Source organism: Pseudomonas bharatica CSV86 (genome assembly GCF_000319305.2).
GTDB classification, from domain to species: domain Bacteria; phylum Pseudomonadota; class Gammaproteobacteria; order Pseudomonadales; family Pseudomonadaceae; genus Aquipseudomonas; species Aquipseudomonas bharatica.
Genome location: NZ_AMWJ02000002.1, coordinates 1,473,727 through 1,500,180, shown reverse-complemented (window position 1 = coordinate 1,500,180; position 26,454 = coordinate 1,473,727). Strand labels below are relative to the sequence as shown.

Sequence of the window (26,454 nt, the reverse complement as noted above, 5' to 3'; positions counted from 1 at the left end):
GGATCAGAACCCGATGAAGCTGTAGTGCCCGGCGCTGGTGCCGGTGACCCTGGCCCCTGCCGAGCCGAGTTTTCCGGCAAGCTCGCCATCTTCCACGTGCAGGATCCACTCGGCGAGAGCCGCCTGGGTGTCGGCGGCGGTATCGCCCATGGCCTGGTGCAGTGCGCTGGTGTCCGGCAGGTAGGCGGTAAAACCGTTGCCTTTCAGCGCGCTGGTGTCGATGCCCAGGCGCTGGCAGATCAAGGTCTTGTTGCGAATATCGTCGCGGTCGGCCTGGCGCGAGCGTTCGATCAGTTCCATCAGCGTCGGATCCAGCACGCGCTCGCGGTGAATCAGCACCTCGCCGTCTTCCCAGGCTTCCGGCGGGCAGTCCTTGGCCTGCGGGCGCAGCGGAATATGCGGATTGATTTCCATCGGGTAGATGCGGCAGACCAGCGGGCGCCGCTCGTAGATCATGCAGCGCAGCTCGGCGTCGAGGTTGCGGCACGGGCCCGGATTGAAGGCAGCGAAGGTGATGGCGACATACGCCTCGGTGTCGCCGCAGGGCACGGCGCAGGAGCGACGGCGGGCGTGGTCCTGTTGTTCGGCGGGCAGCCCGATGCCGTTGGCGAGGAAGGCCTCGACCAGCACGATGACCTGGCCGCCGTCATCGACCCACTGTTGCGCTTCGCCCAAGGTCAGGGGGACATGGTGGCCTGTGCAGCAACGGCCGCAGCCGGTGCAGTGGAAGCGGGTGGTATCGGAGGCGCTGTTCACGGTTTCCCTGGGGTCCATTCAGTGACGTAGGCGCTCTTCTGGCGCCGGTCGTAGAGGCACAGTTCGGTGCCCTTGCGGTTGTTCATGTGCTTTTGCGGGTAGCGCCCCTGCAGAAGCAGCGCAGAATAGCCGCTGCGGTCATCGAATTCGGCGCTCTTGCCCAGGGCGCGGACGTCCTTGAGCTGGCTGGCCGCGGTGCAGGCGCGCAGCAGTTGCTTGTCGTGCTCGGCCCAGGCCTGGTCGCTGGAAGCGTGGGCGAGAGGGGCAAGCAGAAGCAGGCTGAGGATGGCGGCTTTCATGAGGGAAGTGGCTCCTCTGGGGGCTAAGTGCCGGAGTATGCCTGATCTTTATGGTGTTCTTGCGGGCCTCATCGCTGGCAAGCCAGCTCCCACAGGTTCGGCGGTGCACACGGCCCCTGTGGGAGCTGGCTTGCCAGCGATGAGGCCCTCGGCAGCAACCAATATCTTTCGGTAAAGGCCACCGTACGCGCCGCGACGATCAGGCAGTCGGTCAGCTCCCACAGGTTGCGGTGCACACGGACCCTGTGGGAGCTGGCTTGCCAGCGATGAGGCCCGCGGCAGCAACCACTATCGTTCGGTAAAGGCCACGGTCCGCGCCGCAACGATCAGGCAGTCGGTCAGCTCCGGCGAGGAGAATTTGGTCAACACCGCATTAGCCCCTGCTGCCTTGGCTTTTTCACTGTTCATCGCACTGTCCAGCGAGGTGTGCAGCAGCACATAGAGATGCTGGAAATCCGGCGTTTCACGCAAGGTGCGGGTGAACGAGTAGCCATCCATTTCCGACATCTCGATATCCGAGACCACCACGTCGATTTCCTGCTCGGTGCCCTGCAGGTCCAGCAACACCGCAATGGCGTCCTTGGCACTGCGTGCCGTGTGGCACTCCAGCCCGAGCCCGCGAAGGGTGTAGACCGACTGCTGCAGCGCCACCTGGCTGTCATCCACCACCAGGATGTTGGTGGCCTTGAGGATGGCGGCGTCCTCTTCGCTGATCTGCGAAGGCGCTTCCTGGTGATGGGCCGGGGTGATGGTGTGGATGACTTTCTCGATGTCCAGCACCTGCACCAGGGTGTCGTCGATCCGGGTCACGCCGGTAATGAACGACTTCTCCCCCGAGCCATAGGGCGGCGGGCGGATGTCGGTGCTCTTGCAGTGGACGATGCGCGCCACCGCCTGTACATGCAGGCCCTGCTTGGAACGGCTGATATCGGTGACGATCAGGCAGCCACCGTCGGGATCGGCCAGTGGCCGTTCACCGATGGCGCGGGACAGGTCGATCACCGGCAGCGAGTTGCCGCGCAGGGTCGCCACGCCCTTGACGTGGGGATGGGCCTCGGGCAGGCGGGTCAAGGGCGGGCAGGGAATGATCTCGCTGACCTTGAGCAGGTTGATCGCCATCAGCTTGCCGCTGCGCAAGGTGAAGAGCAGCAGCGACAGCGAGTCCGCGCGGGTTTTTTGCGAGAACATAGAAACCTTCGTGCGTAGAGGATGGATTCGGGGCTTGTGCCGGGTTATCGACCCGAGCGCGCAGCCCTTTAGCATATTCGTAAATCAGCGCAGGCCAAGCCGGCGGGCCAGGCGCGCGAGGTTGGCACGGTCCAGGCCCAGTTCGCGCGCGGCGCTGGCCCAGTTGTGCTGGTGGCGCTCCAGGCATTGGCCGATCAACTGGCGCTGGTAGTTGTCCAGGGCCTGGCGCAGGTCGCCGCCGCGTTCCCCGTCGCGGCTGACCGGCGGCGGTGTCGCGGATGGCGTGGTGACGCCTGGCAGGTCGAGGTCGGCGGCGTCGAGGGTCAGGATGCGTGGCCGGTCCCGATGCTGCCCCAGCGCCTTGAGCGCCGAGCGCCCGATCAGGTGTTCCAGTTCGCGCACATTGCCCGGCCAGTCGTAGGCCAGCAAGGCGGCCTGGGCCTCCGCGCTCAGGCGCAAGCTGTTGAGGCCCATACGCGAACGGTTCTGCTCGAGGAAGTAGCCGGCCAGCAGCAACACATCGCGACCGCGTTCGCGCAGGGCCGGTACCGGCAGCGGATAGACGCTCAGGCGGTGGTAGAAATCGGCGCGATAACGACCGGCACGGACTTCCTCGGCCAGGTCGCGGTTGGTGGCAGCGATCAGGCGCACATCGACGCGGTGCTCCTGGTCCGAGCCGAGGCGCTGCAACTGGCCGCTCTGCAGGACGCGCAACAGTTTCGCCTGGACCATCAAGGACAGTTCGCCCACTTCATCGAGGAACAGCGTGCCGCCATTGGCCAGCTCGAACTTGCCGCGCCGCTCGCCCACGGCGCCGGTAAAGGCGCCGCGCACATGACCGAACAATTCGCTTTCCACCAGGGTGTCGGGCAATGCCGCGCAGTTGAGGCTGATCAGCGGCTTGTCGGCGCGCGACGAGGCCTGGTGGATGGCCTGGGCCACCAGTTCCTTGCCGACCCCGGTCTCGCCGGTGACCAGCACGGTCAGGTCGCTGCCGCCGACCAGGCGGATCTCTTCCAGCAGGCGCTTATGCGCCTTGCTCTGGCCGATCAGTTCCTTGGCCTGCTGGTCGCTGGCCTGGCGATAGACCTCGGCGCGCAGGGCCAGACCTTCGATACGCTGGGCCACGTTGACCGTGGCCGCCGCCAGGCTGGCGAAGGCTTGCAGGGAGTCCAGCTCGGCTTGCCGAAAGCTGTCCGGCTGTAGCGCATCGAGGGTCAGCAAGCCCCAGGGCCGTTCGTCGACGAACAACGGGCAACCCATGCAATCGTGGACCTCCAGTTGCTGGTGCAGGCCCTCGACCAGGCCGTCGTAGGGATCGGGCAGTTCGCTGTCGCTGGCAAAGCGGGTCGGCCCGTTGCGGCTGAGCAAGGCGGCGAAGCGCGGATGCTCGCTGACCCGGAAGCGCCGACCCAGGGTGTCGGCGCTGAGACCGTCCACGGCCAGGGGCACCAGCCACTCGCCGTCCAGGCGCAGCAGCGCGGCGGCATCGCAGGGCAGCAAGGCGCGCATGGCCTCCAGCAGGCGGCGGTAGCGCTCGCGTTCGGGCAGGTCGCGGGACAGATCGCTGACCAGGGGGAGGAGGGCGGTAAGCAGAGGGGTTGAGGTCATAATGACTCCATGTAGTCGTAATGACTCTAGCAAACTTGGGTCATTTTGACCTTATTGGGGCGCAGATGCCCGATTTCATTGGGCTTTGTCGTTGGCATGGATTCTGAAACGCACTTACCAGTATCTACACAGAAGCCCATCAGGCTCAGGAGTCGTTTCATGCTGACCGCCGAAGACCGTGCAATCATCAAGGCCACCGTTCCGCTGCTGGAAAGCGGTGGGGAAGCCCTGACCACCCATTTCTACAATATGATGCTCAGCGAGTACCCCGAGGTACGCCCGCTGTTCAACCAGGCCCACCAGGCCAGCGGCGACCAGCCCCGGGCGCTGGCCAACGGCGTGCTGATGTACGCCCGGCACATCGACCGGCTGGAGCAACTGGGCGGGCTGGTCGGGCAGATCGTCAACAAGCATGTGGCCTTGCAGATCCTTCCGGAGCATTACCCGATCGTCGGGGCCTGCCTGCTGCGCGCCATCGAGGAAGTGCTCGGCCGCGAGATTGCCACGCCGCAGGTGCTGAAGGCCTGGGGCGCGGCTTATCAGCAACTGGCGGATATCCTGATCGGTGCCGAAGAAGGCCTGTACCAACAGAAGGAGCAGGCCAAGGGCGGCTGGCGCGGGGCGCGGGCCTTCACCCTGGTCGAGCGCGTCGAAGAGAGCGCTGAAATCGTTTCCTTCTACTTCGCTCCGGTCGATGGCCAGCCGGTGCTGGTGGCCGAGCCGGGCCAGTACATCGGCCTGCAACTGCTGATCGATGGCGTCGAGCAGCGCCGCAACTATTCGCTGTCGAGCCTGGGCGACGGTCGCCTGTACCGCATCAGCGTCAAGCGCGAGGCGGACGGCAAGGTGTCCAATTACCTACATGACCAATTCAAGGTCGGCGACCGGATCAACCTGTTCCCGCCGGCGGGGGACTTCACCCTGGCCGCCAGCGACAAGCCGCTGGTGCTGATCAGCGGCGGCGTTGGAATAACCCCGACCCTGGCCATGCTCGACAAGGCGCTGGAAAGCGGACGGCAGATCCATTTCATCCATTGCGCGCGCAACGGCGGGGTGCATGCGTTCCGTGAGCATGTCGATGCCCTGGCGGCACGTCATCCGCAGCTCAAGCGCTTCTATTGCTATGACGTGGATGATGGCGTGAGTTTGCCGGGGGATGCGCTGGGGCCGTTGAGCCAGGACCAACTGGATCGGTGGCTGCCGGCCGAGCGTGACCTGGATGCCTACTTCCTCGGGCCCAAGGGCTTCATGGCCGCGGTCAAGCGCCACCTGAAAGCGCTGCGGGTGCCGGAAGGGCAGAGCCGCCATGAGTTCTTCGGGCCGGCTGCTGCTCTGGAGTGATCTCAAGGGCCTCATCGCCGGCAAGCCAGCTTCCACAGGTGCAGTCCCTGTGGGAGCTGGCTTGCCAGCGATAAGGCCCTCAGCTTCAACACATTAATTCCCTGTTAATTCCCTTCCTCTTCACTGCCACCCTGCGCCTGCGTTTTTCACGCCGACTTCACCTTCGATCTGCCGTCTGCCTGTAGACTTTCCGCCGGCGCACCGTCATCTTGTGCGCCCCGCGGCTTTCGCGTGGCCGCGAGTCGATCCATTTAAACGTGAAGGGAATGGCAATGAACGAGCAAACGCAGCGCCTGAATCGGGAACGGCGCTTCCTGGTCCTGCTGGGCGTGATCTGTCTGGCATTGATCGGCGGCGCACTCTATATGCAGATCGTCCTGGGCGAGGCGCCGTGCCCGTTGTGCATCCTGCAGCGCTATGCACTGCTGCTGATCGCCCTGTTCGCCTTCATCGGCGCCGCCATGCCCGGCCGGCGCAGCCTGACGATCTTCGAGGGCCTGGTGGTGCTCAGCGCCCTGGGTGGAGTCGCCGCTGCCGGCAACCATGTCTATATCCTCGCCAATCCGTCCGTCAGCTGCGGCATCGATACCCTGCAACCGATCGTCGACGGCCTGCCCCTGGCCTCGGTGCTGCCGCTGGTGTTCCAGGTCGACGGTTTCTGCACTACACCATACCCGCCTGTATTGGGACTTTCCCTTGCACAATGGGCACTTGTAGCATTCGTCCTGACCGCGGTCCTGGTGCCGCTGGGCATCTGGCGCAACCGGCGCCAGGGTTAGACAAAAGTCATGTTTTGACGCAAGTCCCTTGTGCCATGAAATTTCCCACAGTGCGCACAGGGCGATTGACTTGCGTCAACCCGAAACCCTTGTAGGACGGGCGTTCCAGCGCTAATGGAACGGGTGCGACAAACTGTCGCGAAACTGATTTTTCGGGCTGGATTATTACACTTCCTGTAAAAGACTGTTGCTCAATAAGTCATAGTCAAGGGGGGGCGACCTATCTACAATCGCCCCCAATTTCCGTTCGGCACTGCTTGCAAGTCGCAGTTTCAAAGGCTCCGCAGCCTTTCTTGCTGACTTCGACGAGCATCGCCTGCGGCGATGCCGGGCTGACTCCCCTCCGTGATTTTCCGCACCAAATGGACTTGGTCTGAAATACAGGCCTGTTGCCTACGAAGTCAGAACAATAACCACGCACCACCCAAGGTTTATGCCGAGCAGCGACGCTCCTCAAGGTATGACCTTATTCGCCCGTAAATGCTGACACCAGGCAGGAAGAAGTGTTGGCGACCAAAACACAAATTGCATTGAAGCAAGCTGATCTAGAGGTCGTGAGATGAGTAAAAAGCGTTACCCCAGACTGTTTGGCATTCTGCCCTTTTTAGGCATGCTTTTACTCAGTGGGTGCAACTGGACCCTGCTCGACCCGAAAGGTCAGGTCGGCATTGAGCAAAAGAACCTGATCCTGATCGCCTTCGGCCTGATGCTGCTGGTGGTCGTCCCGGTCATCTGCATGACCCTGGCGTTCGCCTGGAAGTACCGCGCTTCCAACAAGGCTGCCAAGTACACCCCGGACTGGTCGCACTCGACCAAGATCGAAGTGGCGGTCTGGACCATCCCGGTCCTGATCATCATCGCCCTGGGTATCGTCACCTACAAAACCACCCATGAGCTGGACCCGTATCGTCCGCTGGTTTCCGACGTGAAGCCGGTGCAGATCGACGTGGTCGCCCTGGACTGGAAGTGGCTGTTCATCTACCCGGAACAAGGCATCGCCACCGTCAACAAGATCGTCTTCCCGGCCAATACCCCGGTCAACTTCCGCGTGACCTCCGACGCCGTGATGAACTCGTTCTTCATCCCTGCGCTGGGCGGCCAGATCTACGCGATGGCCGGCATGACCACCAAGCTGCACCTGATCGCCAACGAGAACGGCGAGTTCGACGGTATCTCGGCGAACTACAGCGGTGCAGGCTTCACCGGCATGAAATTCAAGGCAGTCGCCACCTCCCAGGCCGATTTCGAGGCGTGGGTGAACGAAGTCAAGCAGTCGCCTAAGCAGCTGGACAAAGCTGAATACGAGGCCTTGGCCAAACCGAGCGAAAACAATCCAGTCGCGCTGTACAGCGTGGCGCCGGCCGACCAGTTCCAGACCATCGTCGACAAGTACGAAGGCATGAACCGCGGCAAGCCGGTGGTACACGAGAAGGCCGAGCACAAAGAAGCAGCGGCCACTACCGGTACCGAAGGGATGGACGTGAGTATGCATTCAGCTGCCGGGGCAGAGGAGTAAGAGATGTTCGGTAAATTAAGTCTGGACGCGATCCCGTATCACGAGCCGATCGTCATGGTGACCCTCGCCATGATCGCGCTCGGCGGTATCGCGTTGTTCGCGGCAATCACCTATTTCAAGAAGTGGACCTACCTCTGGTCCGAGTGGCTGACCTCGGTCGACCACAAGAAGATCGGCGTGATGTACATCATCGTCGCCATGCTGATGCTGATCCGCGGCTTCGCCGACGCGATCATGATGCGTACCCAGCTCGCGGCTGCCACCGGTGGCGCCGAGGGCTACCTGCCGCCTGAACACTATGACCAGATCTTCACCGCCCACGGTGTGATCATGATCATCTTCATGGCGATGCCATTCTTCACCGGCCTGATGAACCTGGCGCTGCCGCTGCAGATCGGCGCCCGCGACGTGGCCTTCCCGTTCCTCAACTCCCTGAGCTTCTGGCTGCTGGTGTCCGGCGTTGCGCTGGTCAACATCTCCCTGGGCGTGGGCGAGTTCGCCAAGACCGGCTGGGTGGCCTATCCGCCGCTGTCGGGTATCCAGTACAGCCCGGGTGTCGGGGTTGACTACTACATCTGGGCACTCCAGTTGTCGGGTCTGGGTACGACGCTGACCGGTGTGAACTTCCTGGTGACCGTGCTGAAAATGCGCGCCCCAGGCATGAAACTGATGGACATGCCGATCTTCACCTGGACCTGCACCTGGGCCAACGTCCTGATCGTGGCTTCGTTCCCGATCCTGACCGCTGCCCTGGCCCTGCTGACCGTTGACCGTTATCTGGACTTCCACATCTTCACCAACGAGCTTGGTGGGAACCCGATGATGTACGTCAACCTGTTCTGGGCGTGGGGTCACCCTGAGGTGTACATCCTGATCCTGCCGGCCTTCGGCGTGTTCTCGGAAGTGACCTCGACCTTCACCGGCAAGCGCCTGTTCGGTCACCACTCGATGATCTACGCATCGGGCGCGATCGCGGTACTGGGCTTTGCGGTCTGGCTGCACCACTTCTTCACCATGGGTTCGGGCGCCAGCGTCAACACCTTCTTCGGTCTGGCGACGATGCTGATCTCGATCCCGACCGGCGTGAAACTGTTCAACTGGCTGTTCACCATCTACCAGGGCCGCCTGCGCTTCACCGCGCCAGTACTCTGGACCCTGGGCTTCATGGTCACCTTCTCCATCGGTGGCATGACCGGCGTTCTGCTGGCCGTTCCAGGTGCTGACTTCGTGCTGCACAACAGCCTGTTCGTGATCGCCCACTTCCACAACGTGATCATCGGCGGTGCGGTCTTCGGCTACGTGGCGGGCTTCGCCTTCTGGTTCCCGAAAGCCTTCGGTTTCACCCTGAACGAGAAGTGGGGCAAGGCTGCCTTCTGGTTCTGGATCTCCGGCTTCTACGTGGCCTTCATGCCGCTGTACGCCCTGGGCTTCATGGGTATGACCCGTCGTCTGAACCACTCGGACAACCCTGCCTGGGAACCGTACCTGTACGTTGCCGTGGTCGGCGCCGTGCTGATCCTGTTCGGTATCGCTTGCCAGCTGATCCAGCTGTACGTGTCGATCCGCGATCGCAAGGACAACCTGGACGTCACCGGCGACCCATGGGGCGGCCGTACCCTGGAATGGTCGACTTCGTCGCCACCTGCGTTCTACAACTTCGCCACCATGCCTGAGAAAGTTGGCCTGGATGCCTGGCACGAAGCCAAGGAAGCCGGCGTTGCGTACAAGGTTCCGGCCAAGTACGAAGCGATCCACATGCCGAACAACACCTCCACCGGTGTGTTCATGGGCCTGTTCCTGACCATCTTCGGCTTTGCCTTCATCTGGCACATCTGGTGGCTGGTCGGCGTCAGCCTGTTCGCCACCGTCGCAGTCTTCGTTCGCCACGCTGCGCGTGACGACCAGGGCTACATGGTTCCGGCCGAGGAAGTGGCGCGCATCGAAGGTGAGCGCATGAAAGCCCTGGGTCTGGCCACTGGTGCGCCTGCCGGTGCACGTGTCGAATCGTTTGAGCGGGTTTAATCAATGTCCAGTCATGTAATCAACGCAGATGCTCATGGTCACGACCATGGGCATGACGATCACCACCACGACTCGAGCCAGATGACCGTATTCGGTTTCTGGCTGTACCTGATGACCGACTGCATCCTGTTTGCGTCGATCTTCGCCACCTACGCGGTGCTGTCCGGCAACTTCGCCGGCGGCCCGTCGGGTCATGACATTTTCGAACTGAACTACGTACTGGTCGAAACCGCGCTGCTGCTGTTCTCCAGTATCACCTTCGGTTTCGCCATGCTGCAGATGTACAAAGGCAACAAGGGTGGCGTGCTGGCCTGGCTGGCAATCACCTGGCTGCTGGGTGCAGGCTTCATCGGCATGGAAGTCAACGAGTTCCACCTGCTGATCAGCGAAGGCTTCGGCCCTAGCCGCAGCGGCTTCCTGTCTGGCTTCTTCGCCCTGGTCGGCACCCACGGTCTGCACGTGACCGCAGGCCTGATCTGGATGGCGATCATGATGTACCAGATCAACAAGGACGGTATCACCAACACCCACAAGACCCGCATGAGCTGCCTGAGCCTGTTCTGGCACTTCCTGGACGTGGTCTGGATCTGCGTGTTCACCGTCGTGTACCTGATGGGGGTTCTGTAAATGGCTAACGCACACAACAGCCACGGCCACGACGAAGCCAACCACGGCAGCGTCAAGTCGTACGCCATCGGCTTCATCCTGTCGGTGATCCTCACCGTCATTCCGTTCGGCCTGGTGATGTACCCGACCCTGCCGAAGGACATGACCCTGCTGATCATCGTTGCCTTCGCAGTGATCCAGATCGTGGTGCACCTGTACTACTTCCTGCACCTGGACAGCTCGAAGGCTGCACGTTCCAACGTGACGTCGTTCCTGTTCACCGGCCTGGTCATCGCCCTGCTGGTCGGCCTGTCGCTGTGGATCATGTTCAGCATCCACACCAGCATGATGGCGAAGTGAGGTAATCCGGCATGTCCCTGAAACACTTTATCCAGATCACCAAACCGGGAATCATCTTCGGTAACGTGTTGTCCGTGGCGGGCGGTTTCTTCCTCGCTGCGGCAGGGCATGTCGATTTCATGCTGTTCCTCGCCACGGTGATTGGTACCTCGCTGGTCGTAGCGTCCGGTTGCGTCTTCAACAACTGGATCGACCGCGACATCGACATCAAGATGGAGCGCACCAAGAACCGCGCAATGGTGCAAGGTGCAATCTCGTCGCCGGTAGCCCTGGCCTACGGCACCCTGCTCGGGGTTGCCGGCCTGGGCCTGCTGTTGTTCAAGGCCAACGCCCTGGCGGCCTTGTTCGGCCTGATCGGCTTCATCATCTACGTCGGTTTCTACAGCCTGTACCTCAAGCGCAAGTCGGTGCACGGCACCCTGGTTGGCAGCCTGTCCGGTGCCATGCCTCCGGTGATCGGCTACTGCGCCGTGAGCGGCACCTTCGACCTGGCTGCGCTGACCCTGCTGGTGATGTTCAGCCTGTGGCAGATGCCGCACTCGTACGCGATCGCGATCTTCCGCTTCAACGACTACCGCGCCGCGTCGATTCCGGTCCTGCCGGTCGCCCGTGGCGTGGCTGCGGCGAAGAAGCAGATCATCTGGTACATCGTGGCCTTCCTGGTCGCCACCCTGATGCTCACCATTGGCGGCTACGCCGGCCTGAGCTACCTGGCCGTCGCGGCGGCCATGGGCCTGTACTGGTTGTACATGGCCTGGGGCGGCAACAAGGTGGCCGATGACCGCCTGTGGGCGCGCAAGGTATTCGCCTTCTCCATCTTCACCATCACTGCCCTGAGCGTGATGATGTCGGTGGATACCCGCACCCCGGCGGAAGTGCTGATGACCTACGTGCAGTAAGCACCGACGGTTGACGAAAACGCCCCGGCGCCGAGAGGTTCCGGGGCGTTTTTGTTTGTCTTGAGGGCCTCATCGCTGGCAAGCCAGCTCCCACAGGGATCGCATGCGCCGCTGATACTGTGGGAGCTGGCTTGCCAGCGATAGGGCCCGTGAGAGCGGCACAAGGCTCATGAAATAACGCTTTACAAGCATCCACCCCGGCCCTATCTTTCAGCCTCGGCCACAGGAGTGGCCAACGTCGCTCGGACGGTTCCGGGCGCTTACGTCTTCGAGGAAATCATGGCCGAACAAGGTTCGCCGCGCCGTTTTGCGCGCATCGATCGTCTCCCCCCCTACGTCTTCAACATCACCGCTGAACTCAAGATGGCCGCGCGCCGTCGTGGCGAGGACATCATCGACCTGAGCATGGGCAACCCCGACGGGGCCACGCCGCCGCACATCGTCGAGAAGCTGGTGCAGGTCGCCCAGCGTGAAGACACCCACGGCTATTCCACTTCCCGAGGCATCCCCCGTCTGCGCCGCGCGATTTCGCGCTGGTACGAGGACCGCTACAAGGTCGAGATCGACCCCGAGAGCGAAGCCATCGTTACCATCGGCTCCAAGGAAGGCCTGGCACACCTGATGCTGGCTACCCTGGACCACGGCGACACGGTGCTGGTGCCCAACCCCAGCTACCCGATCCACATCTACGGTGCGGTAATCGCCGGCGCCCAGGTGCGTTCGGTGCCGCTGGTCCCGGGCGTGGACTTCTTCGCCGAGCTGGAGCGGGCCATCCGCGAGTCCATTCCGAAACCGAAGATGATGATCCTCGGCTTCCCCTCGAACCCTACGTCGCAGTGCGTGGAGCTGGACTTCTTCGAGCGGGTGGTTGAACTGGCCAAGCAGTATGGCGTACTGGTGATCCACGACCTGGCCTATGCCGACATCGTCTACGACGGCTGGAAAGCCCCGTCGATCATGCAGGTGCCGGGAGCCAAGGATATCGCGGTGGAATTCTTCACCCTGTCCAAGAGCTACAACATGGCTGGCTGGCGGATTGGCTTCATGGTCGGCAATCCGGAGCTGGTCAGCGCCCTGGCGCGGATCAAGAGCTACCACGACTACGGCACCTTCACCCCGCTGCAGGTCGCGGCCATCGCAGCCCTCGAAGGCGACCAGCAGTGCGTGCGCGACATCGCCGAGCAGTACCGCCAGCGCCGCAACGTGCTGGTCAAGGGCCTGCACGAGATCGGCTGGATGGTCGAGAACCCCAAGGCGTCGATGTACGTCTGGGCCAAGATTCCCGAGCAATACAAGCATCTCGGTTCCCTGGAGTTTTCCAAGAAGCTGCTGGCCGAAGCTAAGGTCTGCGTGTCGCCGGGCATCGGCTTCGGTGACTACGGCGACGATCATGTGCGCTTCGCCCTGATCGAGAACCAGGACCGGATCCGCCAGGCTGTGCGCGGCATCCGCCAGATGTTCCGGGCCGACGGCATCGAGGCGCCGAAAGCCGCCAAACCGGCCAAGGTCTGAGGCACGCCTGAAAGGCCCGAAGCCCCCGTGATACGGGCGCTTCGGGCCTTTTTCGTTCCGCCGGTCGGGCGCCCGGATTTCTTTTCGTCACCCCCTTCTCAACGGCGTGGCATCGCATAGAATTGGCGACGGGATTCTCCCCATAACAATTCTTGCTCCCCCCTCCCGACATCATGTCCGATACCCATCCTTGCTTGAGCTGTGGCGCCTGCTGCGCGCATTTCCGTGTGTCCTTTTTCTGGGGCGAATGCACCTCGGCCGGCGGTTGCGTGCCGGATGAGCTGGTGGTGCAGATCACCCCGAGCCGGGTCGCGATGATCGGCACCGATGCCAAGCCGACGCGTTGCATTTCCCTGTCGGGCGAGGTGGGCAAGGCGGTCGCCTGCACCATGTACGAACAGCGTTCCAGCCCATGCCGGGAATTCGAGGCGTCCTGGGAAAACGGCGAACACAATCCGCGTTGTGACGATGCCCGTGCCGCCCATGGCCTGCCGCCGTTGCAGCCATTCGATTTCGATATGGGCTCGACCGCGGCCTGACCGCTATTGGCTGGAGCGGGTGCCCCATTGCACCACCAGCATGCCCACCACGATCAGCCCGACCCCCAGCAGCCGAGCCAAGTTGACCGGGCGCTCGGGCAGGCCCATCAGGCCCCACTGGTCGATGGCCAGCGATGACAGCACCTGGCCGGCAATCACGCAAACGATGAAACCCGCTGCGCCGAGCTTGGGCGTCAGAATCAGCGCGGCAGTGATATAGACCACGCCCGCCACCCCACCGAACCATGCCCACCAAGGGGCCTGGCCCAGTGCTGCCACTTGCGGCATCGGTGCGCGCATCAGCCAGAGCGCGGGCAATACCATCAGCACACTGATTGCGAGCGACACCAGCGTGGCCCATAGCGGATGACCGAGCAGGCGACCTAGCGCAGCGTTGCTCCCGGCCTGGAACGGCACGGCAGCTCCGGCGAGCAGGGCGATCAGCGGTAGCGCTACGACAGCGGGAGCGATGTTGAGATTCATGGCGGACTCCTTGATACGCACGATGGGCATAAGGCAGTCTTGGTTATCCACAGGCCGGATGGAAATTCTAATTTCGCACGAGGACTATTCGTCATATGGATGATCTGCGCCGTATCGACCTTAATCTGCTGCTGACCCTGCATGCCCTTCTGGCCGAGCAGCATGTTTCCCGAGCCGCCTTGCGCCTGCATCGCAGCCAGCCGGCGGTGAGCCATGCGCTTGCGCAGTTGCGCGATATCTTTGCCGATCCGTTGCTTGTACGCCGGGGAGGGCGCTTGCAGCCCACGGCCCGTGCGCTGGAGTTGGCCCAGCCGCTCAGGGAAGCATTGCAGCAACTCGATGCCTTGCTTAGCAGCCCCGGCTTCGATCCGCTGCGGGCGCGGCGCAGTTTTCGCCTGGCGATGTCGGACTATGGCGCGAGGGTTGTCCTGCCCCGCCTGGTTCGTGCGTTGCGCGTCGAGGCACCGGATGTGGATCTGGTGGTGACCCAGGGCAGTCGCGAAGCGATGCTCAGCCAGTTGTTCGATGGCGAAATCGATCTGGCGCTTGGGGTCTTTCCGACCCTGGCCGCGCCGTTGCGTGCGCAGACCCTGTTCGAGGAAAGCTTCGCCTGCCTGGCCGACCGCGACACCCTGCCGGCCCGTGGCGGGCTGAGTTTGACGCAGTGGCTGGCCCGTCCCCATGTGCTGGTAGCGATGCGACCCGGTACCGACAACGAAATCGACCTTGCCCTGGCTGCCTTGGGGGAGCAACGGCGCGTCGCGCTGGCGATGCCGCACTGGATCGCTGCCACTGAAGTGCTGGCCGGGACCGATCTGATTCTCACCGTCGCCCGCCGCAACCTGTTGCGCCCACCCCGTGGGCTACGCTGTTTCGCACCACCCCTGCCGATCCGGGCCTTTGGCTTCCAGCAGGCCTGGCACGAGCGCCGTGAGGGTGATGCGGCCCATCGCTGGCTGCGGGGTCAAGTGACCCGCGCCTGCCTGCTGGAACCTGTTGAATCCTCAATGACCTGACACGGAGTGTGCCGATGAACCTTGGAATCCTCGCCCTGGCCCTGCTCGCGGCCAGCCCGCTGGCCCAGGCCGACAGTTACAGCCAGTGCATGAAGGGCGCCAGCACCACGGCGGTCATGAGCGAATGCTCCGGCGCCGAGCTGAAGCGCCAGGATGATCGTCTGAACCAGAACTACAAGGCAGCCATGGGCAGCCTCGGGGAAGAACAGAAGGGCAAGCTCAGGGATGCCCAGCGCAAATGGGTGGCGTACCGGGATGCCAATTGCGGGATGTACTACAGCATGACCGGTGGCACCATCGATCGGCTCAACGGGATTGGCTGCGAGGTGGACATGACCAAACAGCGGGCCGGGGAGCTGGAGAATCTACCGAAGTATTGAGGGTGTTTTTCGGGCCCTATCGCTGGCAAGCCAGCTCCCACAGGTTTAGCGGCGCCGGGGACACTGTGGGAGCTGGCTTGCCAGCGATAGGGCCCGGAAGAACAAAGAAAAAGCCCCTGACCACGAGGCCAGGGGCTTCTTCATTCACCGTCTCGCGTTGCTGTTCTTACGTTCAGCCCAGCCGTTCGAGGAATTCCTCTTGCAGCAGCGCGTCATTGGCGCTGATCTCTTGCTGGGTGACGGCGCGTTTGCTGCGCAGCTTGCCGTAGAAATGCTCCAGGGCGTTGTTCAATTTCGACGCTGCACCCTCGATGGCCTGCTCCAGTGTGGCGGCCTTGTGGGTTACGGAAATCGGGTGATGGCCTTTTGGGCGTGCCTCCATCTGGCAACGTTTGTCGTGGGGACCGGGCTTGTCGCCGTTCTCGTCCCTCAGGTGGACCTCAACCCGGGTGACCCCGTCGTCAAAGCGTTCGAGCGTACTTTCAACCGTGCTGCGTACCCACTGTTCCAGCCGGATGTTGCCTTGAATATGGTTGTCGCTGTTGACCTGGATTTGCATGATTCCAATCCTTATTCAGCTAGCTCGCAAGAGACACCGGAGGCTGGGTTGCCTTGGAATTCGTTGCCTCTTGCTTACAACTTCGGGCAGATCGAAGCGGATTTCAACCCCCTAAAAAATAAAAATATTTTGTTTCAATCGCATTGGAAAACAGGGGTAGGATCAAGGAGATAAGTGCGTAGCGCGTTTCTCTCGTTGAAAAGGAAACCTGTGCTCCGGCAGTCGGACGGTGAGTGGCGACCTGTCAGATAGCTTTGATTCTGAGAATCCTTATCATTTATATTAGGCGTCTTTCCGTCCCGGACGCCCCGTCATGAAGAGCACAGCCGCCGGCCTGCCCCTGAGTTATCGCCTCGCCGTGGCCTCGCGTTGCCTCGCCGCGCTGTTCGGCGGCTATGCGCTGGCGGCAATGGCCGGTGTGCTGCTCAGCCAATGGCTGCCTCTGCCCAGGGCCGATGCCGTGCAGGTGGGCATGATGAGCTCGTTCCTGTTCTACCTCGGTGCGTTCATCTGGGCGTTCGCCAGCCACAGCGCCTGGCGGGCCTGGCTGGGCATCCTGTTGCCGAGCCTGGTGCTGGGCACGATCAATGGCTTGACGTATTGGGTGGCCCGGCCATGAAAGAGGGCTTCCGCCAGGCGATGGCCTGGCTGCACACCTGGGCCGGGCTTATTTTCGGCTGGCTGCTGTTCGCCATCTTCCTCACCGGGACCATGTCGTACTTCAAGCCCGAGATTACCCGCTGGAGCCAGCCGGAGGTGCCGGTGCGGGCCCTGGATATCCCGCTGGCGCTGGGCAAGGCCCAGGATTACCTGCAACGCAACGCCGGCGACGCGCCGAACTGGTTCATCCAGCTACCGGACGAGCGCACCCCGGGCATCACCGTCGGCTGGCGCGGCGGCGATGGCCAGCGCGGCTTCATCCGCAAAACCCTGGATGCCGCCACTGGCGCGGAAGTGCCGACCCGCGAAACCCGCGGCGGCGATTTCTTCTACCGCTTCCACTTCCAGCTGGAAATGCCTTATCCGTGGGGCCGCTGGCTGGCGACCTTCGCTGCGCTGATGATGTTGGTCGGGCTGGTCACCGGGATCATCACCCACAAGAAGATCTTCAAGGAGTTCTTCACCTTCCGTCCCGGCAAGGGCCAGCGCTTGTGGCTCGACGGGCATAACGCGATCGGCGTGCTGGTGTTGCCGTTCCACCTGATGATCAGCTACAGCAGCCTGGTGATCTTCATGTACATGGTCATGCCGGCGCCGATCCTTGCCGGTTATGACAACCAGGACAGCTATTTCAACGAGGTCTTCGGCGGCCGCGACCTGGTTGCCGCCTCCGGCGAGAAGGCGCCCATGCAGGCACTGCCGCAGCTTTACGCGCGGCTGCTGGCGCAGGCTCCGGAAGCGAAGATCAGCTGGCTCGAAATCCAGCGCCCGGGCGACCGCAATGCCCAGGTGCTGTTTGTACCCGATGGCCGCGAGCGGGTATCGGTGCAGCGCGGTGCCGGCTGGCGTTTCAACGGCGCCGACGGCAGCCTGGCCTGGAGTGCCCGTCCCGAGAGCGTCGCCGGGATCGTCAGCGGCGGCTTCTATGGCCTGCACATGGCATCGTTCGCCGGCCCGCTGCTGCGCTGGCTGTATTTCTTCTTCGGCCTGGCCGGCACGGCGGTGATCGGCACCGGGCTGGTGATGTGGCTTGGCAAGCGCCAGGTCAAGCACGCCAGGAGCGGCACCCAGCCGTTCGAACTGCGCCTGGTGGAAGTGCTGAACATTGCCAGCATGAGCGGGCTCATCCTTGCCGTGGCCGGATTCTTCTGGGCCAACCGCCTGTTGCCGGTCGGCCTGGAAGGGCGGGCTCAGTGGGAAGTGAACCTGTTCTTCGGCGTCTGGCTCGCAAGCCTGCTGCATGCGCTGCTGCGTCCGGGGCGCCGCGCCTGGGGCGAGCAACTGGCGCTGGCGGCGCTGGCCTGGACAGCCTTGCCGCTGCTCAACGGCCTGACCACCGGCCAGGGCCTGAACCACTCGATTCCGGGTGGTGACTGGGCGATGGCCGGTTTCGACCTCACTGTGTTCGGCTGTGGCCTGCTGTTCGCCTGGACCGCCGCGAAAATGCTGCGCGAACCGCTACCGACGGCCCGGCGCACGCCGAAAGCGGCCCGGACGCCGCACCTCGAAGCGGAGACGAACTGATGCTGGCGATTGCGTTGTTTGCCTTCGCCGGCTGCGCGGCGTTGTGTCTGGCCATGGACAAGCACTTCAGCGAACTGCTCGGGCGCAAACCCCGCCCCGGGCAAACCCTCGTCTTGCGCCTGGCCGGCTGGCTGCTTCTGGCCCTGGCCCTCGCCGCAGCAGTAAGACACGCCGGCTGGGCGATCGGCCTGGCCGAACTGTTCGGCCTGCTGATGGCCAGCCTGTGCCTGTGGGTTTTCGCCTTGCCCTACCGGCCACGCTGGCTGCTCGGGTTGGCAGCGCTGAGCCTGGTGCTGGCGCCGTTTTCTGCGCTCGGATTGATCTGACGCGATGGCCGAACCTCTCGATGACGCCCTGGCCCGGGCCCGTTTCCTCCAGGTATTCCTGGCCCAGCGCGGGCGCATGGAAAACCTGGTAAGGCGGCGTGTCGGTTGCCGTGCGACTGCGGCAGACCTGGTGCAGGAGCTGTTCCTGCGCTTCTGGCGGCGCCCGCAGGTCGGGATCGACGCCCTGGAAAGCTACCTGATGCGTTGTGCCGGCAATATCGCCATCGACCATCTGCGCAGCGAGGGCGCCCGCGAGCGAGTCAACGAAAGCCTCCCCGAGCCCCTTGAACTGCCGCAGGATAGCCAGCCCGAGGCGGCGTTCGAGGCCAGCAGCGATCTGCGCCGGATCGAGGCGGCCCTGCGCGAGCTGCCCGAGCGCACCCGGCAGATCTTTCTGCTCAATCGCATTCACGGGCGCACCTATGGCGAGATCGCCAAGGTCATGGCGCTTTCCCAAAGCGCGGTGGAAAAACACATGATGCGCGCCCTCGAAGCCTGCAAGGCGAGCATCGCCAACGAGCCCGTGCCGGTACGCAGGGCGCGCAAGCTCGGCGGTCTTTCTGCTGCGGCTTTCCTGCTGCTGATGCTCGGCACCGGTGCCGGCTGGCATCCGGCGAACTGGCTGCGCGACCTCGGCGCGGACTATGTGGCGCCGGTCGGGCAGATACGCGAAGTGACCCTGGCCGACAACTCGCAACTAGTGCTGGACGCCGATACCGCCATCCGCGTCGATTTCAGCCACGGCCAGCGTCGTATCGAGGTGCAGCGTGGCGCTGTGTTCTTCCATGTCAGCCATACGGGCCAACCCTTTGTCGTCGAAACCGAAGGCGGCCGCACCGAGGTGCTGGGTACGCAGTTCGAGGTCCGCCAGCAGGCGGGCGGAGCGCAGGTCACGGTGCTGTCCGGGCGGGTCGGGGTCACTGCCGGCGCAGGGCAGGCGCAGCAAGTGCTCACGGCCAACCAGCAGGTCGAATACCACGATGGTCAGGCCGGCCGGGTGCACGGCGTCGATAGCCAGAACAGCCTGGCCTGGCGCCAGGGCTGGCTGAACTACTACGAGGTTCCGCTGAGCCAGGTGGTGGATGATCTGGCTCGCTATTATCCCGGCCGCATCATCCTGCTCGACCGCCAGCTCGGCGCACGCAAGGTCAGCGGCAGCTTCCCCGGCAACGACCCGCTGGCAGCCCTCGATGCCCTCGGCGCGGTGACCGGGTTCCAGCGCCACACGCTGTTCGGCCGGGTCACCTTGCTGCGTTGAAAATTATTTTGAAAAACATGTGAGGTACTTCGCGACGACATCCGTGTAGTGAATGGAAGTGCGATTTATTCGCATACAAGACTGTTCTCTCACAGGTTCATCGGCATGCAGGCAAGGTCGGCGGTTTACAGCGTTTCATTGGGTTTGGCGGGGCTGATGGTGCTGCCGGCATATGCGGCGGAGCAGGTCGAGCAGGTGTATCAGTTCGATGTGCCGGGCAAGCCACTGCCCCAGGCCCTGGCCGATTTCAGTCGTATCACCGGGCTCAGCGTGGTCTACACCGTCGATCTCTCCAGCCTGCAGGCGCCGGCGCTGAACGGCCGGCTGGGTGCTGAAGCGGCGTTGCTGCGGCTGTTGCAGGGTTCCGGCTTCGGCTACCGCCGGGTCAATGCCCGCACTCTGACCCTGGAACCCTTGCCGCAGGACGGCACCCTCAACCTGCAGGCCACCAGCATCGTGTCCCAGGCTGATGGCATCGGCAGCTATGCCCAGCCGGAAACCACCTCGATCATGCGTGGTTCGGCGTCGAGCATGGAGATTCCGCAGGCCATCAACGTGGTGCCGGAACAGGTGCTCAAGGACCAGACCCCGCGCAACCTCGACGATGCCCTGTACAACGTCAGCGGCATCACCCAAGGCAACAACTTCGGCGGCACCTCCGATACCGTGATGAAGCGTGGCTTCGGCGACAACCGCGACGGCTCGATCATGCGCGACGGCATGCCCATCGTGCAGGGCCGCAGCCTCAACGCCACCACCGAGCGCGTCGAAGTGCTCAAGGGCCCGGCCTCGCTGCTGTACGGCATCCAGGACCCGGGCGGGGTGATCAACGTGGTCAGCAAGCGCCCGCAATTGCAGAGCTACAACGCCCTCAATCTGCGCGGCTCGACCTACGGCGAAGGCAAGAACGGCAGCGGCGGCGGCCTCGATAGCACTGGCGCCCTGGGCGACAGTGGCCTGGCCTATCGCCTGGTGCTGGACCATGAGGACGAGGACTACTGGCGCAACTACGGCGTGCACCGCGAATCGCTGGTGGCCCCGTCGCTGGCCTGGTACGGCGAAAACACCCAGGTGCAGTTGGCCTATGAGCACCGTGAGTTCCTCTACCCGTTCGACCGCGGCACCGCCATCGACCCGAACACCAATCGTCCGTTGAACATTCCTGCCGAGCGCCGCCTCGACGAACCGTTCAACGACATGGAGGGGCGCTCGGACCTGTATCGCCTGGAAGTCGATCACCAGTTTTCCGATGACTGGAAGGCTCACTTCGGCTACAGCTTCAACCGCGAGACCTATGACGCTAGCCAGGTGCGGGTGACCGGCGTGAATGCCGCCCGCGGCACCCTGACCCGCAGCATCGACGGTACCCGTGGTGCGTTGAGCAGCGACCGTTTCGCCACCCTGAGCTTCGACGGCAAGGTGCAGGTCGCCGGATTGCAGAACGACCTGCTGTTCGGCATCGACAGCGAGTACCGCAAGATCTATCGCGCCGACCTGATCCGCCAGGCCAGCCGCAGTACCTTCAGCTACATCAACCCGGTGTATGGCCGTGAAGTCGAGGGCACCACGGTACGCGCCAGCGACAGCGCGCAGACCGACAAGCTGCGCAACGACGCACTGTTCTTCCAGGACTCGCTGCACCTCGACGAGCACTGGATCCTGGTGGCCGGCGCACGCTGGCAGACCTACGACCAGTACGCCGGGCGCGGGCGGCCGTTCAAGGCCAATACCGATAACAAGGACCAGGCCTGGGTGCCGCATGCCGGGGTGGTCTACAAGGTCGACGACACGCTGTCGCTGTACGGCAGCTACAGCGAGTCGTTCAAGCCCAACTCCAGCATCGCTCCGCTGACCGGCGGCCTGGTGCTGGACTCGGCGATCGCGCCGGAAGAGGGCAAGGCCTGGGAGATCGGCGCCAAGCTGGATCTGCCGGACTCGCTTAGTGCCACGGTCGCGCTGTTCGACATCACCAAGCGTAACGTGCTGGTGTCCAACTTCGATACCAGCACTGGCGATACGGTCTACAGCGCGGCGGGCGAGGTGCGATCCCGCGGTCTGGAAGTGGACGTCAGCGGCCAGTTGAGCGAACGCTGGAGCCTGATCGGCAGCTACGCCTTCACCGACGCGGAAGTGACCAAGGACCCGGACTACAAGGGCAATCGCCTGCAGAACGTGGCCAGGCACAGTGGTTCGTTGTCGGCGGTGTATGACTTCGGCAGCGTCCTTGGTGGCGATCGCCTGCGCATGGGCGCCGGGGCGCGTTATGTAGGCGAGCGGGCGGGCAACCCGGTGAATGACTTCGATCTGCCGTCGTACACCGTGGCGGATGCCTTTGCCAGCTACGAAACGAAGCTCGACGAGCACAAGGTGCGTTTCCAGTTGAACGTGAAGAACCTGTTCGACAAGACCTACTACACCTCGGCGGTGAACCGCTACTTCGTGGCGATCGGGGATTCGCGGCAGGTCAGCCTTTCGAGCACGCTGGAGTTCTGATTCTTGCAGTGACCTTCAGGGCCTCATCGCTGGCAAGCCAGCTCCCACAGGTACTGCACATGACTCAAGATATGCAGTGACCCTGTGGGAGCTGGCTTGCCAGCGATGAGGCCCTCAAAACCAAAGAAAAGTCATCGGCCGAGCGCCATCCGATAAGCCCCCGGCGTCGCCCCCACCGCCTGGCGGAACCGGTTGCTGAAATGACTGGCACTGGCAAACCCGCAGCGCAATGCCACCTCGCCCAGCGGCAGGTCCCCTGCGGCCAGCAGCTCCCGGGCCTTGGCCAGCCTTCGCGCCAGCAGATACTGGTGCGGCGGCAGCCCGAAGCTCTCCCGGAACATGCGCGCAAAGTGGTACTCCGACAGGCTGCACAGCGCTGCCAGTTCGCCGAGCCCGATCGACTCGTCCAGGTGCCCCTCGATGTAGTCCGCCAGATGCCGGCGCTGATGCGCTGCCAGGCCGCCCTTCAAGCGCAAGCCTTCACGCAACCCGACCTGGCTGAGCAGCGCATGGCTGAGGATCTCGTGTGCCAGGCTGCTGGTCAGCAAACGCTCCCCCGGCTCTTCCCAGTTCATCGCGATCAACTGGCGAAAGCGCCGGGCCTGCTGCGCATCCTCGACGAAATCCGCCTCGCGCAATTGCAGTTCCCGCGGCTCACGGTCGAGCAGGGTGACGCAACCCAGGGCGAACTGCTCCTCGCTGATATACAGGTGGGCGAGGCGAATGCTGCCGTTGACGATCCAGTTCGACACGCAGCCTGCCGGCATCACGCACAACTTGTCGGGCGCGCCCTTGCGGTCCGGCTGGCCACGGCGGAAGGTGCCGGTGCCGTCGGCGATGTAGCACGACAGGGTGTGATGGCTGGGCGCCTCGTAGTCCCGCGCATCATGCCGGTTGCTCCACAACGCCGCGGCCATGCCCTCGCCCAGCAGCGCGCTGGTTTCCAGGCGGGCATGGGGCGAAGCATTCATCGACTTGAATACCTGCAATTGGTCGAGCGCGGTCATGGTGGCTACCTCCGCAGTCATCCTACGCCGTAGGCATTGGTCTGACAGCCGTGTAGCCGATAAAAGCGCAAGTTTATGCAAGCGCAGCAGGCCGGGCAGGCCAGAGACTGAAGGCCATCGTAGGAGCCTTCGCCATGAACCTGTCGCTGTATCTGCTCACCGTCCTGATCTGGGGTACCACCTGGATCGCCTTGAAACTGCAACTCGGGGTGGTCGCCATCCCGGTGTCCATCGTCTATCGCTTCGCCCTGGCGGCGCTGGTGCTGTTCGCGTTCCTGCTGCTGAGCCGCAAGCTGCAACCGATGAACCGGCGTGGGCACCTGGTCTGCGTCGCCCAGGGCCTGTGCCTGTTCTGCCTGAACTTCATGTGTTTCCTCACCGCCAGCCAGTGGGTGACCACCGGGTTGATCGCCGTGGTGTTTTCCACCGCGACCCTGTGGAACGCGCTGAATGCCCGGGTGTTCTTCGGGCAGAAGATCGCGCCCAATGTGTTGATTGGCGGCGCGCTGGGGCTGGCCGGGTTGGGCTTGCTGTTCTGGCCGGAACTGGCCGGGCAGGGCGCCAGCCATGAAACCGTGATGGGGCTGGGCCTGGGGCTGCTTGGGACCTTGTGCTTCTCGGCCGGGAACATGTTGTCCAGCGTGCAGCAGAAGGCCGGCCTGCGGCCGATGACCACCAATGCCTGGGGCATGCTGTATGGCGCCAGCATGCTCGGGTTGTATTGCCTGGTCAGCGGCGTGCCGTTCGGCATGGACTGGAGCGGGCAGTACGTGGGGTCGCTGCTGTACCTGGCAGTGCCGGGGTCGGTGATCGCCTTTACCGCCTACCTGACGCTGGTGGGCCGGATGGGGCCGGAGAGAGCCGCCTATTGCACCGTGCTGTTTCCGTTGGTGGCGCTGAACGTGTCGGCGGTGATGGAAGGGTACCAGTGGACGGCGCCGGCCCTGGTCGGGTTGGTGCTGGTGATGGTGGGCAATGTGCTGGTGTTCAGGAAGCCGAGGCCGAAGGCTGCGGTGGGCGGGGCGGTCTTGAGGTAGGCAGGTCTGGCCTCATCGCTGGCAAGCCAGCTCCCACAGGTCCGGCGAACACAGTACCTGTGGGAGCTGCGGTTCGGCGCTCCGACTTGCCAGCGATGAGGCCCTGAAGGATTACTTCCAGACCTGCGGATTCACCAGGTCCCGCGGCCGCTCGCCCAGCAGGGCGGCCCGCAGGTTATCGATGGCCCGGTTGGCCATGGCCTCGCGGGTTTCGGCCGTAGCGGAGCCCACATGGGGCAAGGTCACCGCATTGCTCAGCGAGAACAACGGCGATTCGCTCAGCGGCTCCTTCTCGTACACATCCAGCCCCGCACCGCGAATGGTGCCGTTTTGCAGCGCTTCCACCAGCGCCGCTTCGTCCACCACCGGCCCGCGGGAAATATTGATCAGGAAGGCACTGCGCTTCATCCGCTGCAGTTGCTCGGCGCCGATCAGGTGCTTGGTACTGGCGCTGAGCGGCACCACCAGGCAAACGAAGTCCGCTTCGGCCAGCAACTGCTCAAGGCTGACGAAGCGCGCCCCCAGTTCCTGCTCCAGCTCCGGCTTGCGGCTGTTGCCGCTGTACAGGATCGGCATGTTGAAACCGAAGCGCCCGCGCCGCGCCACCGCCGCTCCGATATTGCCGAGGCCGACGATACCCAGGGTCTTGCCATGTACATCGGCACCGAAATGCGACGGCGCCACCGTGGCCTTCCAGTTGCCGGCCTTGGTCCAGGCATCCAGCTCGGCGACGCGCCGGGCGCTGCTCATGATCAGGCTGAAACCCAGGTCCGCGGTGCTTTCGGTGAGGACGTCCGGGGTGTTGGTGAGGGCGATGCCGCGTTCGGTCAGGTAGGCCACGTCATAGTTGTCGTAGCCCACCGAGACGCTGGACACCACTTCCAGCTTCAACGCGCCATCGAGCTGCGCCGCGCCCAGCTTGCGACCGGCACCGATCAGGCCGTGGGCCTCGGGCAGGGCTTCGTCGAACTGGGCGGCGATATCGCCGTTCTTCGGGTTGGGCACGATGACATTGAAGTCTTGCGCCAGGCGTTCGGCCATGGGCGGGGTGATGCGGCTGAAGGCCAGTACCGTCTTTTTCATCGGGGAAATCTCTGCTGGCGGGGAGGAATGGGTAGCAACCTATCATTCCCCGCCGCCGCTGTGCAGCAAGATTTCAGTTGGCCACGCGCAGCTCGTGGGTCTTCAGGTCGGCTTCGTGGGCCGCAAGGATCTCCGGCAGCGAGTTGCGCAGGTATTCGACCCAGGTCTTGATCTTGGCGTCGAGGTACTGCCGCGACGGGTAGATCGCGTAGAGATTCAGCTCCTGCAGGCGATACTCGGGCATCACGCGTACCAGGGTGCCGTCGCGCAGGCCCTCGATGGCCGAGTAGATCGGCAGCACGCCGACCCCCATGCCGCTGCGGATCGCCGCCTTCATCGCGTCGGCGGAGTTCACCTGGAACGGCGCCTGGGTGATGTTGACCACCTCCTGGCCTTCCGGGCCGTCGAACAGCCATTTCTCCAGCGGGATCACCGGGCTGACCATGCGCAGGCAGGAATGCTTGAGCAGGTCCGACGGTTTCTGCGCCACGCCATGCTCGGCCACGTATTCCGGCGAGGCGCAGACGATGCTGTAGGTGATGCCCAGGCGCTGCGAGACGAAACCCGAGTCCGGCAGTTCGCTGGCGAGGACGATGGACACGTCGTAGCCCTCGTCCAGCAGGTCCGGCACGCGGTTGGCCATGGTCAGGTCGAAGGTCACGTCCGGGTGGGTCTGGCGATAACGGGCGATGGCGTCGATGACGAAGTGCTGGCCGACGCCGGTCATCGAGTGCACCTTCAGTTGCCCGGCGGGGCGGGCGTGGGCGTCGCTGGCCTCGGCCTCGGCTTCCTCGACGTAGGTGAGGATCTGCTCGCAGCGCATCAGGTAGCGCTTGCCGGCTTCGGTCAGCGCGATGCGCCGGGTGGTGCGGTTGAGCAGGCGGGTTTGCAGGTGTGCTTCAAGATTGGAAACCGCCCGCGAGACGTTCGCGGTGGTCGTATCCAGCTGCACGGCGGCGGCGGTGAAGCTGCCAACCTGGGCGACGCAGCTGAAAGCACGCATGTTTTGCAGGGTGTCCATGGGGCGCTCTCAAGGAAGACGACAGAATTGTGACATGAAGTAACTTGGCTGGTCTTCAGACTAAAGCCGGATTATCGCCGAATCGGTAATAAAGATTCACAGGAATGCGCGCTTATCGCCGCCACGGCCGCCTCATAGAATTGCCCGCTCTTGGCTTCATCCACCTACGTCGGGAATTT

General features: G+C 63.4%; 26 protein-coding genes and 1 pseudogene. 18 read left to right on the top strand and 9 right to left on the bottom strand.

All coding sequences use genetic code 11. From position 1 onward, the window contains the following. Positions 1–3: 3 nt before the first annotated feature. From CSV86_RS20765 to norR, 4 genes are all read right to left on the bottom strand, one after another. Positions 4–774 (bottom strand): YkgJ family cysteine cluster protein, encoded by a 771-nt coding sequence (locus CSV86_RS20765; protein WP_051032726.1) that lies wholly within the window; start codon positions 772–774, stop codon positions 4–6. Next, on the bottom strand, positions 753–1,055 hold the full coding sequence (locus CSV86_RS20760; protein ID WP_009404403.1) for a hypothetical protein: 303 nt from the start codon (positions 1,053–1,055) through the stop codon (positions 753–755). The genes CSV86_RS20765 and CSV86_RS20760 overlap by 22 nt, the downstream gene beginning before the upstream one ends. A 288-nt stretch (positions 1,056–1,343) precedes the next feature. Next, on the bottom strand, positions 1,344–2,243 hold the full coding sequence (locus tag CSV86_RS20755) for a chemotaxis protein (RefSeq protein ID WP_009404402.1): 900 nt from the start codon (positions 2,241–2,243) through the stop codon (positions 1,344–1,346). Positions 2,244–2,327: 84 nt separating this feature from the next. Continuing rightward, positions 2,328–3,854, bottom strand: coding sequence for a nitric oxide reductase transcriptional regulator NorR (norR, locus tag CSV86_RS20750; RefSeq protein WP_009404401.1), 1,527 nt, complete (start codon positions 3,852–3,854; stop codon positions 2,328–2,330). A gap of 159 nt (positions 3,855–4,013) precedes the next feature. Here norR and hmpA point away from each other — a divergent pair, with 159 nt between their 5' ends. The 9 genes from hmpA to CSV86_RS20705 all read left to right on the top strand — a co-directional run bounded on the left by hmpA (position 4,014) and on the right by CSV86_RS20705 (position 13,428). Next, positions 4,014–5,195 (top strand): NO-inducible flavohemoprotein, encoded by a 1,182-nt coding sequence (hmpA, locus tag CSV86_RS20745; protein ID WP_009404400.1) that lies wholly within the window; start codon positions 4,014–4,016, stop codon positions 5,193–5,195. 272 nt (positions 5,196–5,467) lie between these two features. Further along, positions 5,468–5,974 carry a disulfide bond formation protein B gene (locus tag CSV86_RS20740; protein ID WP_009404399.1) on the top strand — a complete coding sequence of 169 codons (507 nt, stop codon included), beginning with the start codon at positions 5,468–5,470 and terminating at the stop codon, positions 5,972–5,974. 559 nt (positions 5,975–6,533) lie between these two features. Beyond that, positions 6,534–7,490, top strand: a complete 957-nt coding sequence (cyoA, locus tag CSV86_RS20735) for a ubiquinol oxidase subunit II (RefSeq protein ID WP_009404398.1) — start codon at positions 6,534–6,536, stop codon at positions 7,488–7,490. Between the two features lie 3 nt (positions 7,491–7,493). Further along, a complete protein-coding gene (gene cyoB / locus CSV86_RS20730) occupies positions 7,494–9,512 on the top strand; it encodes a cytochrome o ubiquinol oxidase subunit I (protein WP_009404397.1) in 2,019 nt (672 codons plus the stop codon). Positions 9,513–9,515: 3 nt separating this feature from the next. Beyond that, positions 9,516–10,139: a cytochrome o ubiquinol oxidase subunit III gene (gene cyoC, locus CSV86_RS20725; protein WP_037061693.1), complete on the top strand. Its 624-nt coding sequence runs from the start codon at positions 9,516–9,518 to the stop codon at positions 10,137–10,139. Continuing rightward, entirely contained in the window at positions 10,140–10,478 is a 339-nt protein-coding gene (gene cyoD / locus CSV86_RS20720) for a cytochrome o ubiquinol oxidase subunit IV (protein ID WP_009404395.1), read from the top strand. It abuts the gene before it with no gap. 11 nt (positions 10,479–10,489) lie between these two features. Next, positions 10,490–11,377 (top strand): heme o synthase, encoded by an 888-nt coding sequence (gene cyoE, locus CSV86_RS20715; RefSeq protein WP_009404394.1) that lies wholly within the window; start codon positions 10,490–10,492, stop codon positions 11,375–11,377. Positions 11,378–11,656: 279 nt separating this feature from the next. Further along, the gene (gene alaC / locus CSV86_RS20710; RefSeq protein WP_009404393.1) at positions 11,657–12,889 is read left to right on the top strand and encodes an alanine transaminase; all 1,233 of its coding nucleotides are present in this window, start codon (positions 11,657–11,659) and stop codon (positions 12,887–12,889) included. Between the two features lie 173 nt (positions 12,890–13,062). Then, positions 13,063–13,428, top strand: coding sequence for a YkgJ family cysteine cluster protein (locus CSV86_RS20705; RefSeq protein WP_037061691.1), 366 nt, complete (start codon positions 13,063–13,065; stop codon positions 13,426–13,428). Positions 13,429–13,431: 3 nt separating this feature from the next. On the opposite strand, the gene CSV86_RS20700 is transcribed toward CSV86_RS20705, so the two are convergent. Next, positions 13,432–13,911 carry a DMT family transporter gene (locus CSV86_RS20700; protein WP_009404391.1) on the bottom strand — a complete coding sequence of 160 codons (480 nt, stop codon included), beginning with the start codon at positions 13,909–13,911 and terminating at the stop codon, positions 13,432–13,434. A gap of 95 nt (positions 13,912–14,006) precedes the next feature. Here CSV86_RS20700 and CSV86_RS20695 point away from each other — a divergent pair, with 95 nt between their 5' ends. Then, positions 14,007–14,927 (top strand): LysR family transcriptional regulator, encoded by a 921-nt coding sequence (locus CSV86_RS20695; protein WP_009404390.1) that lies wholly within the window; start codon positions 14,007–14,009, stop codon positions 14,925–14,927. Positions 14,928–14,941: 14 nt separating this feature from the next. Further along, positions 14,942–15,307, top strand: coding sequence for a lysozyme inhibitor LprI family protein (locus CSV86_RS20690; protein WP_009404388.1), 366 nt, complete (start codon positions 14,942–14,944; stop codon positions 15,305–15,307). 172 nt (positions 15,308–15,479) lie between these two features. On the opposite strand, the gene CSV86_RS20685 is transcribed toward CSV86_RS20690, so the two are convergent. Then, the gene (locus tag CSV86_RS20685; RefSeq protein WP_009404383.1) at positions 15,480–15,866 is read right to left on the bottom strand and encodes an HPF/RaiA family ribosome-associated protein; all 387 of its coding nucleotides are present in this window, start codon (positions 15,864–15,866) and stop codon (positions 15,480–15,482) included. A gap of 313 nt (positions 15,867–16,179) precedes the next feature. Here CSV86_RS20685 and CSV86_RS20680 point away from each other — a divergent pair, with 313 nt between their 5' ends. The 6 genes and pseudogenes from CSV86_RS20680 to CSV86_RS20660 all read left to right on the top strand — a co-directional run bounded on the left by CSV86_RS20680 (position 16,180) and on the right by CSV86_RS20660 (position 22,127). Next, positions 16,180–16,485 carry a DUF3649 domain-containing protein gene (locus CSV86_RS20680; RefSeq protein ID WP_009404381.1) on the top strand — a complete coding sequence of 102 codons (306 nt, stop codon included), beginning with the start codon at positions 16,180–16,182 and terminating at the stop codon, positions 16,483–16,485. Continuing rightward, positions 16,482–18,050: a PepSY-associated TM helix domain-containing protein gene (locus CSV86_RS20675; protein ID WP_037061689.1), complete on the top strand. Its 1,569-nt coding sequence runs from the start codon at positions 16,482–16,484 to the stop codon at positions 18,048–18,050. Before CSV86_RS20680 ends, CSV86_RS20675 begins: the two co-directional genes overlap by 4 nt. Next, positions 18,050–18,376, top strand: a complete 327-nt coding sequence (locus CSV86_RS20670) for a DUF3325 domain-containing protein (protein ID WP_009404377.1) — start codon at positions 18,050–18,052, stop codon at positions 18,374–18,376. The genes CSV86_RS20675 and CSV86_RS20670 overlap by 1 nt, the downstream gene beginning before the upstream one ends. A gap of 4 nt (positions 18,377–18,380) precedes the next feature. After that, a pseudogene (locus CSV86_RS33490) lies at positions 18,381–18,905 on the top strand (RNA polymerase sigma factor); the annotation flags it as partial. A 54-nt stretch (positions 18,906–18,959) separates the two neighbouring features. Continuing rightward, entirely contained in the window at positions 18,960–19,634 is a 675-nt protein-coding gene (locus CSV86_RS33485) for a FecR family protein (RefSeq protein ID WP_376699769.1), read from the top strand. Between the two features lie 105 nt (positions 19,635–19,739). Next, positions 19,740–22,127 (top strand): TonB-dependent siderophore receptor, encoded by a 2,388-nt coding sequence (locus CSV86_RS20660; RefSeq protein ID WP_037061687.1) that lies wholly within the window; start codon positions 19,740–19,742, stop codon positions 22,125–22,127. 131 nt (positions 22,128–22,258) lie between these two features. Here the strand turns inward: CSV86_RS20660 and CSV86_RS20655 are convergent, their stop codons facing one another. Then, on the bottom strand, positions 22,259–23,134 hold the full coding sequence (locus CSV86_RS20655) for an AraC family transcriptional regulator (protein ID WP_009404372.1): 876 nt from the start codon (positions 23,132–23,134) through the stop codon (positions 22,259–22,261). Between the two features lie 134 nt (positions 23,135–23,268). Between CSV86_RS20655 and CSV86_RS20650 the strand changes: the two genes are divergently transcribed. Then, a complete protein-coding gene (locus CSV86_RS20650; RefSeq protein WP_009404370.1) occupies positions 23,269–24,171 on the top strand; it encodes a DMT family transporter in 903 nt (300 codons plus the stop codon). A gap of 111 nt (positions 24,172–24,282) precedes the next feature. Here the strand turns inward: CSV86_RS20650 and CSV86_RS20645 are convergent, their stop codons facing one another. Continuing rightward, positions 24,283–25,254 (bottom strand): 2-hydroxyacid dehydrogenase, encoded by a 972-nt coding sequence (locus CSV86_RS20645; protein ID WP_009404368.1) that lies wholly within the window; start codon positions 25,252–25,254, stop codon positions 24,283–24,285. A 73-nt stretch (positions 25,255–25,327) separates the two neighbouring features. After that, positions 25,328–26,275 (bottom strand): LysR family transcriptional regulator, encoded by a 948-nt coding sequence (locus CSV86_RS20640; protein WP_009404366.1) that lies wholly within the window; start codon positions 26,273–26,275, stop codon positions 25,328–25,330. Positions 26,276–26,454: the final 179 nt, after the last annotated feature.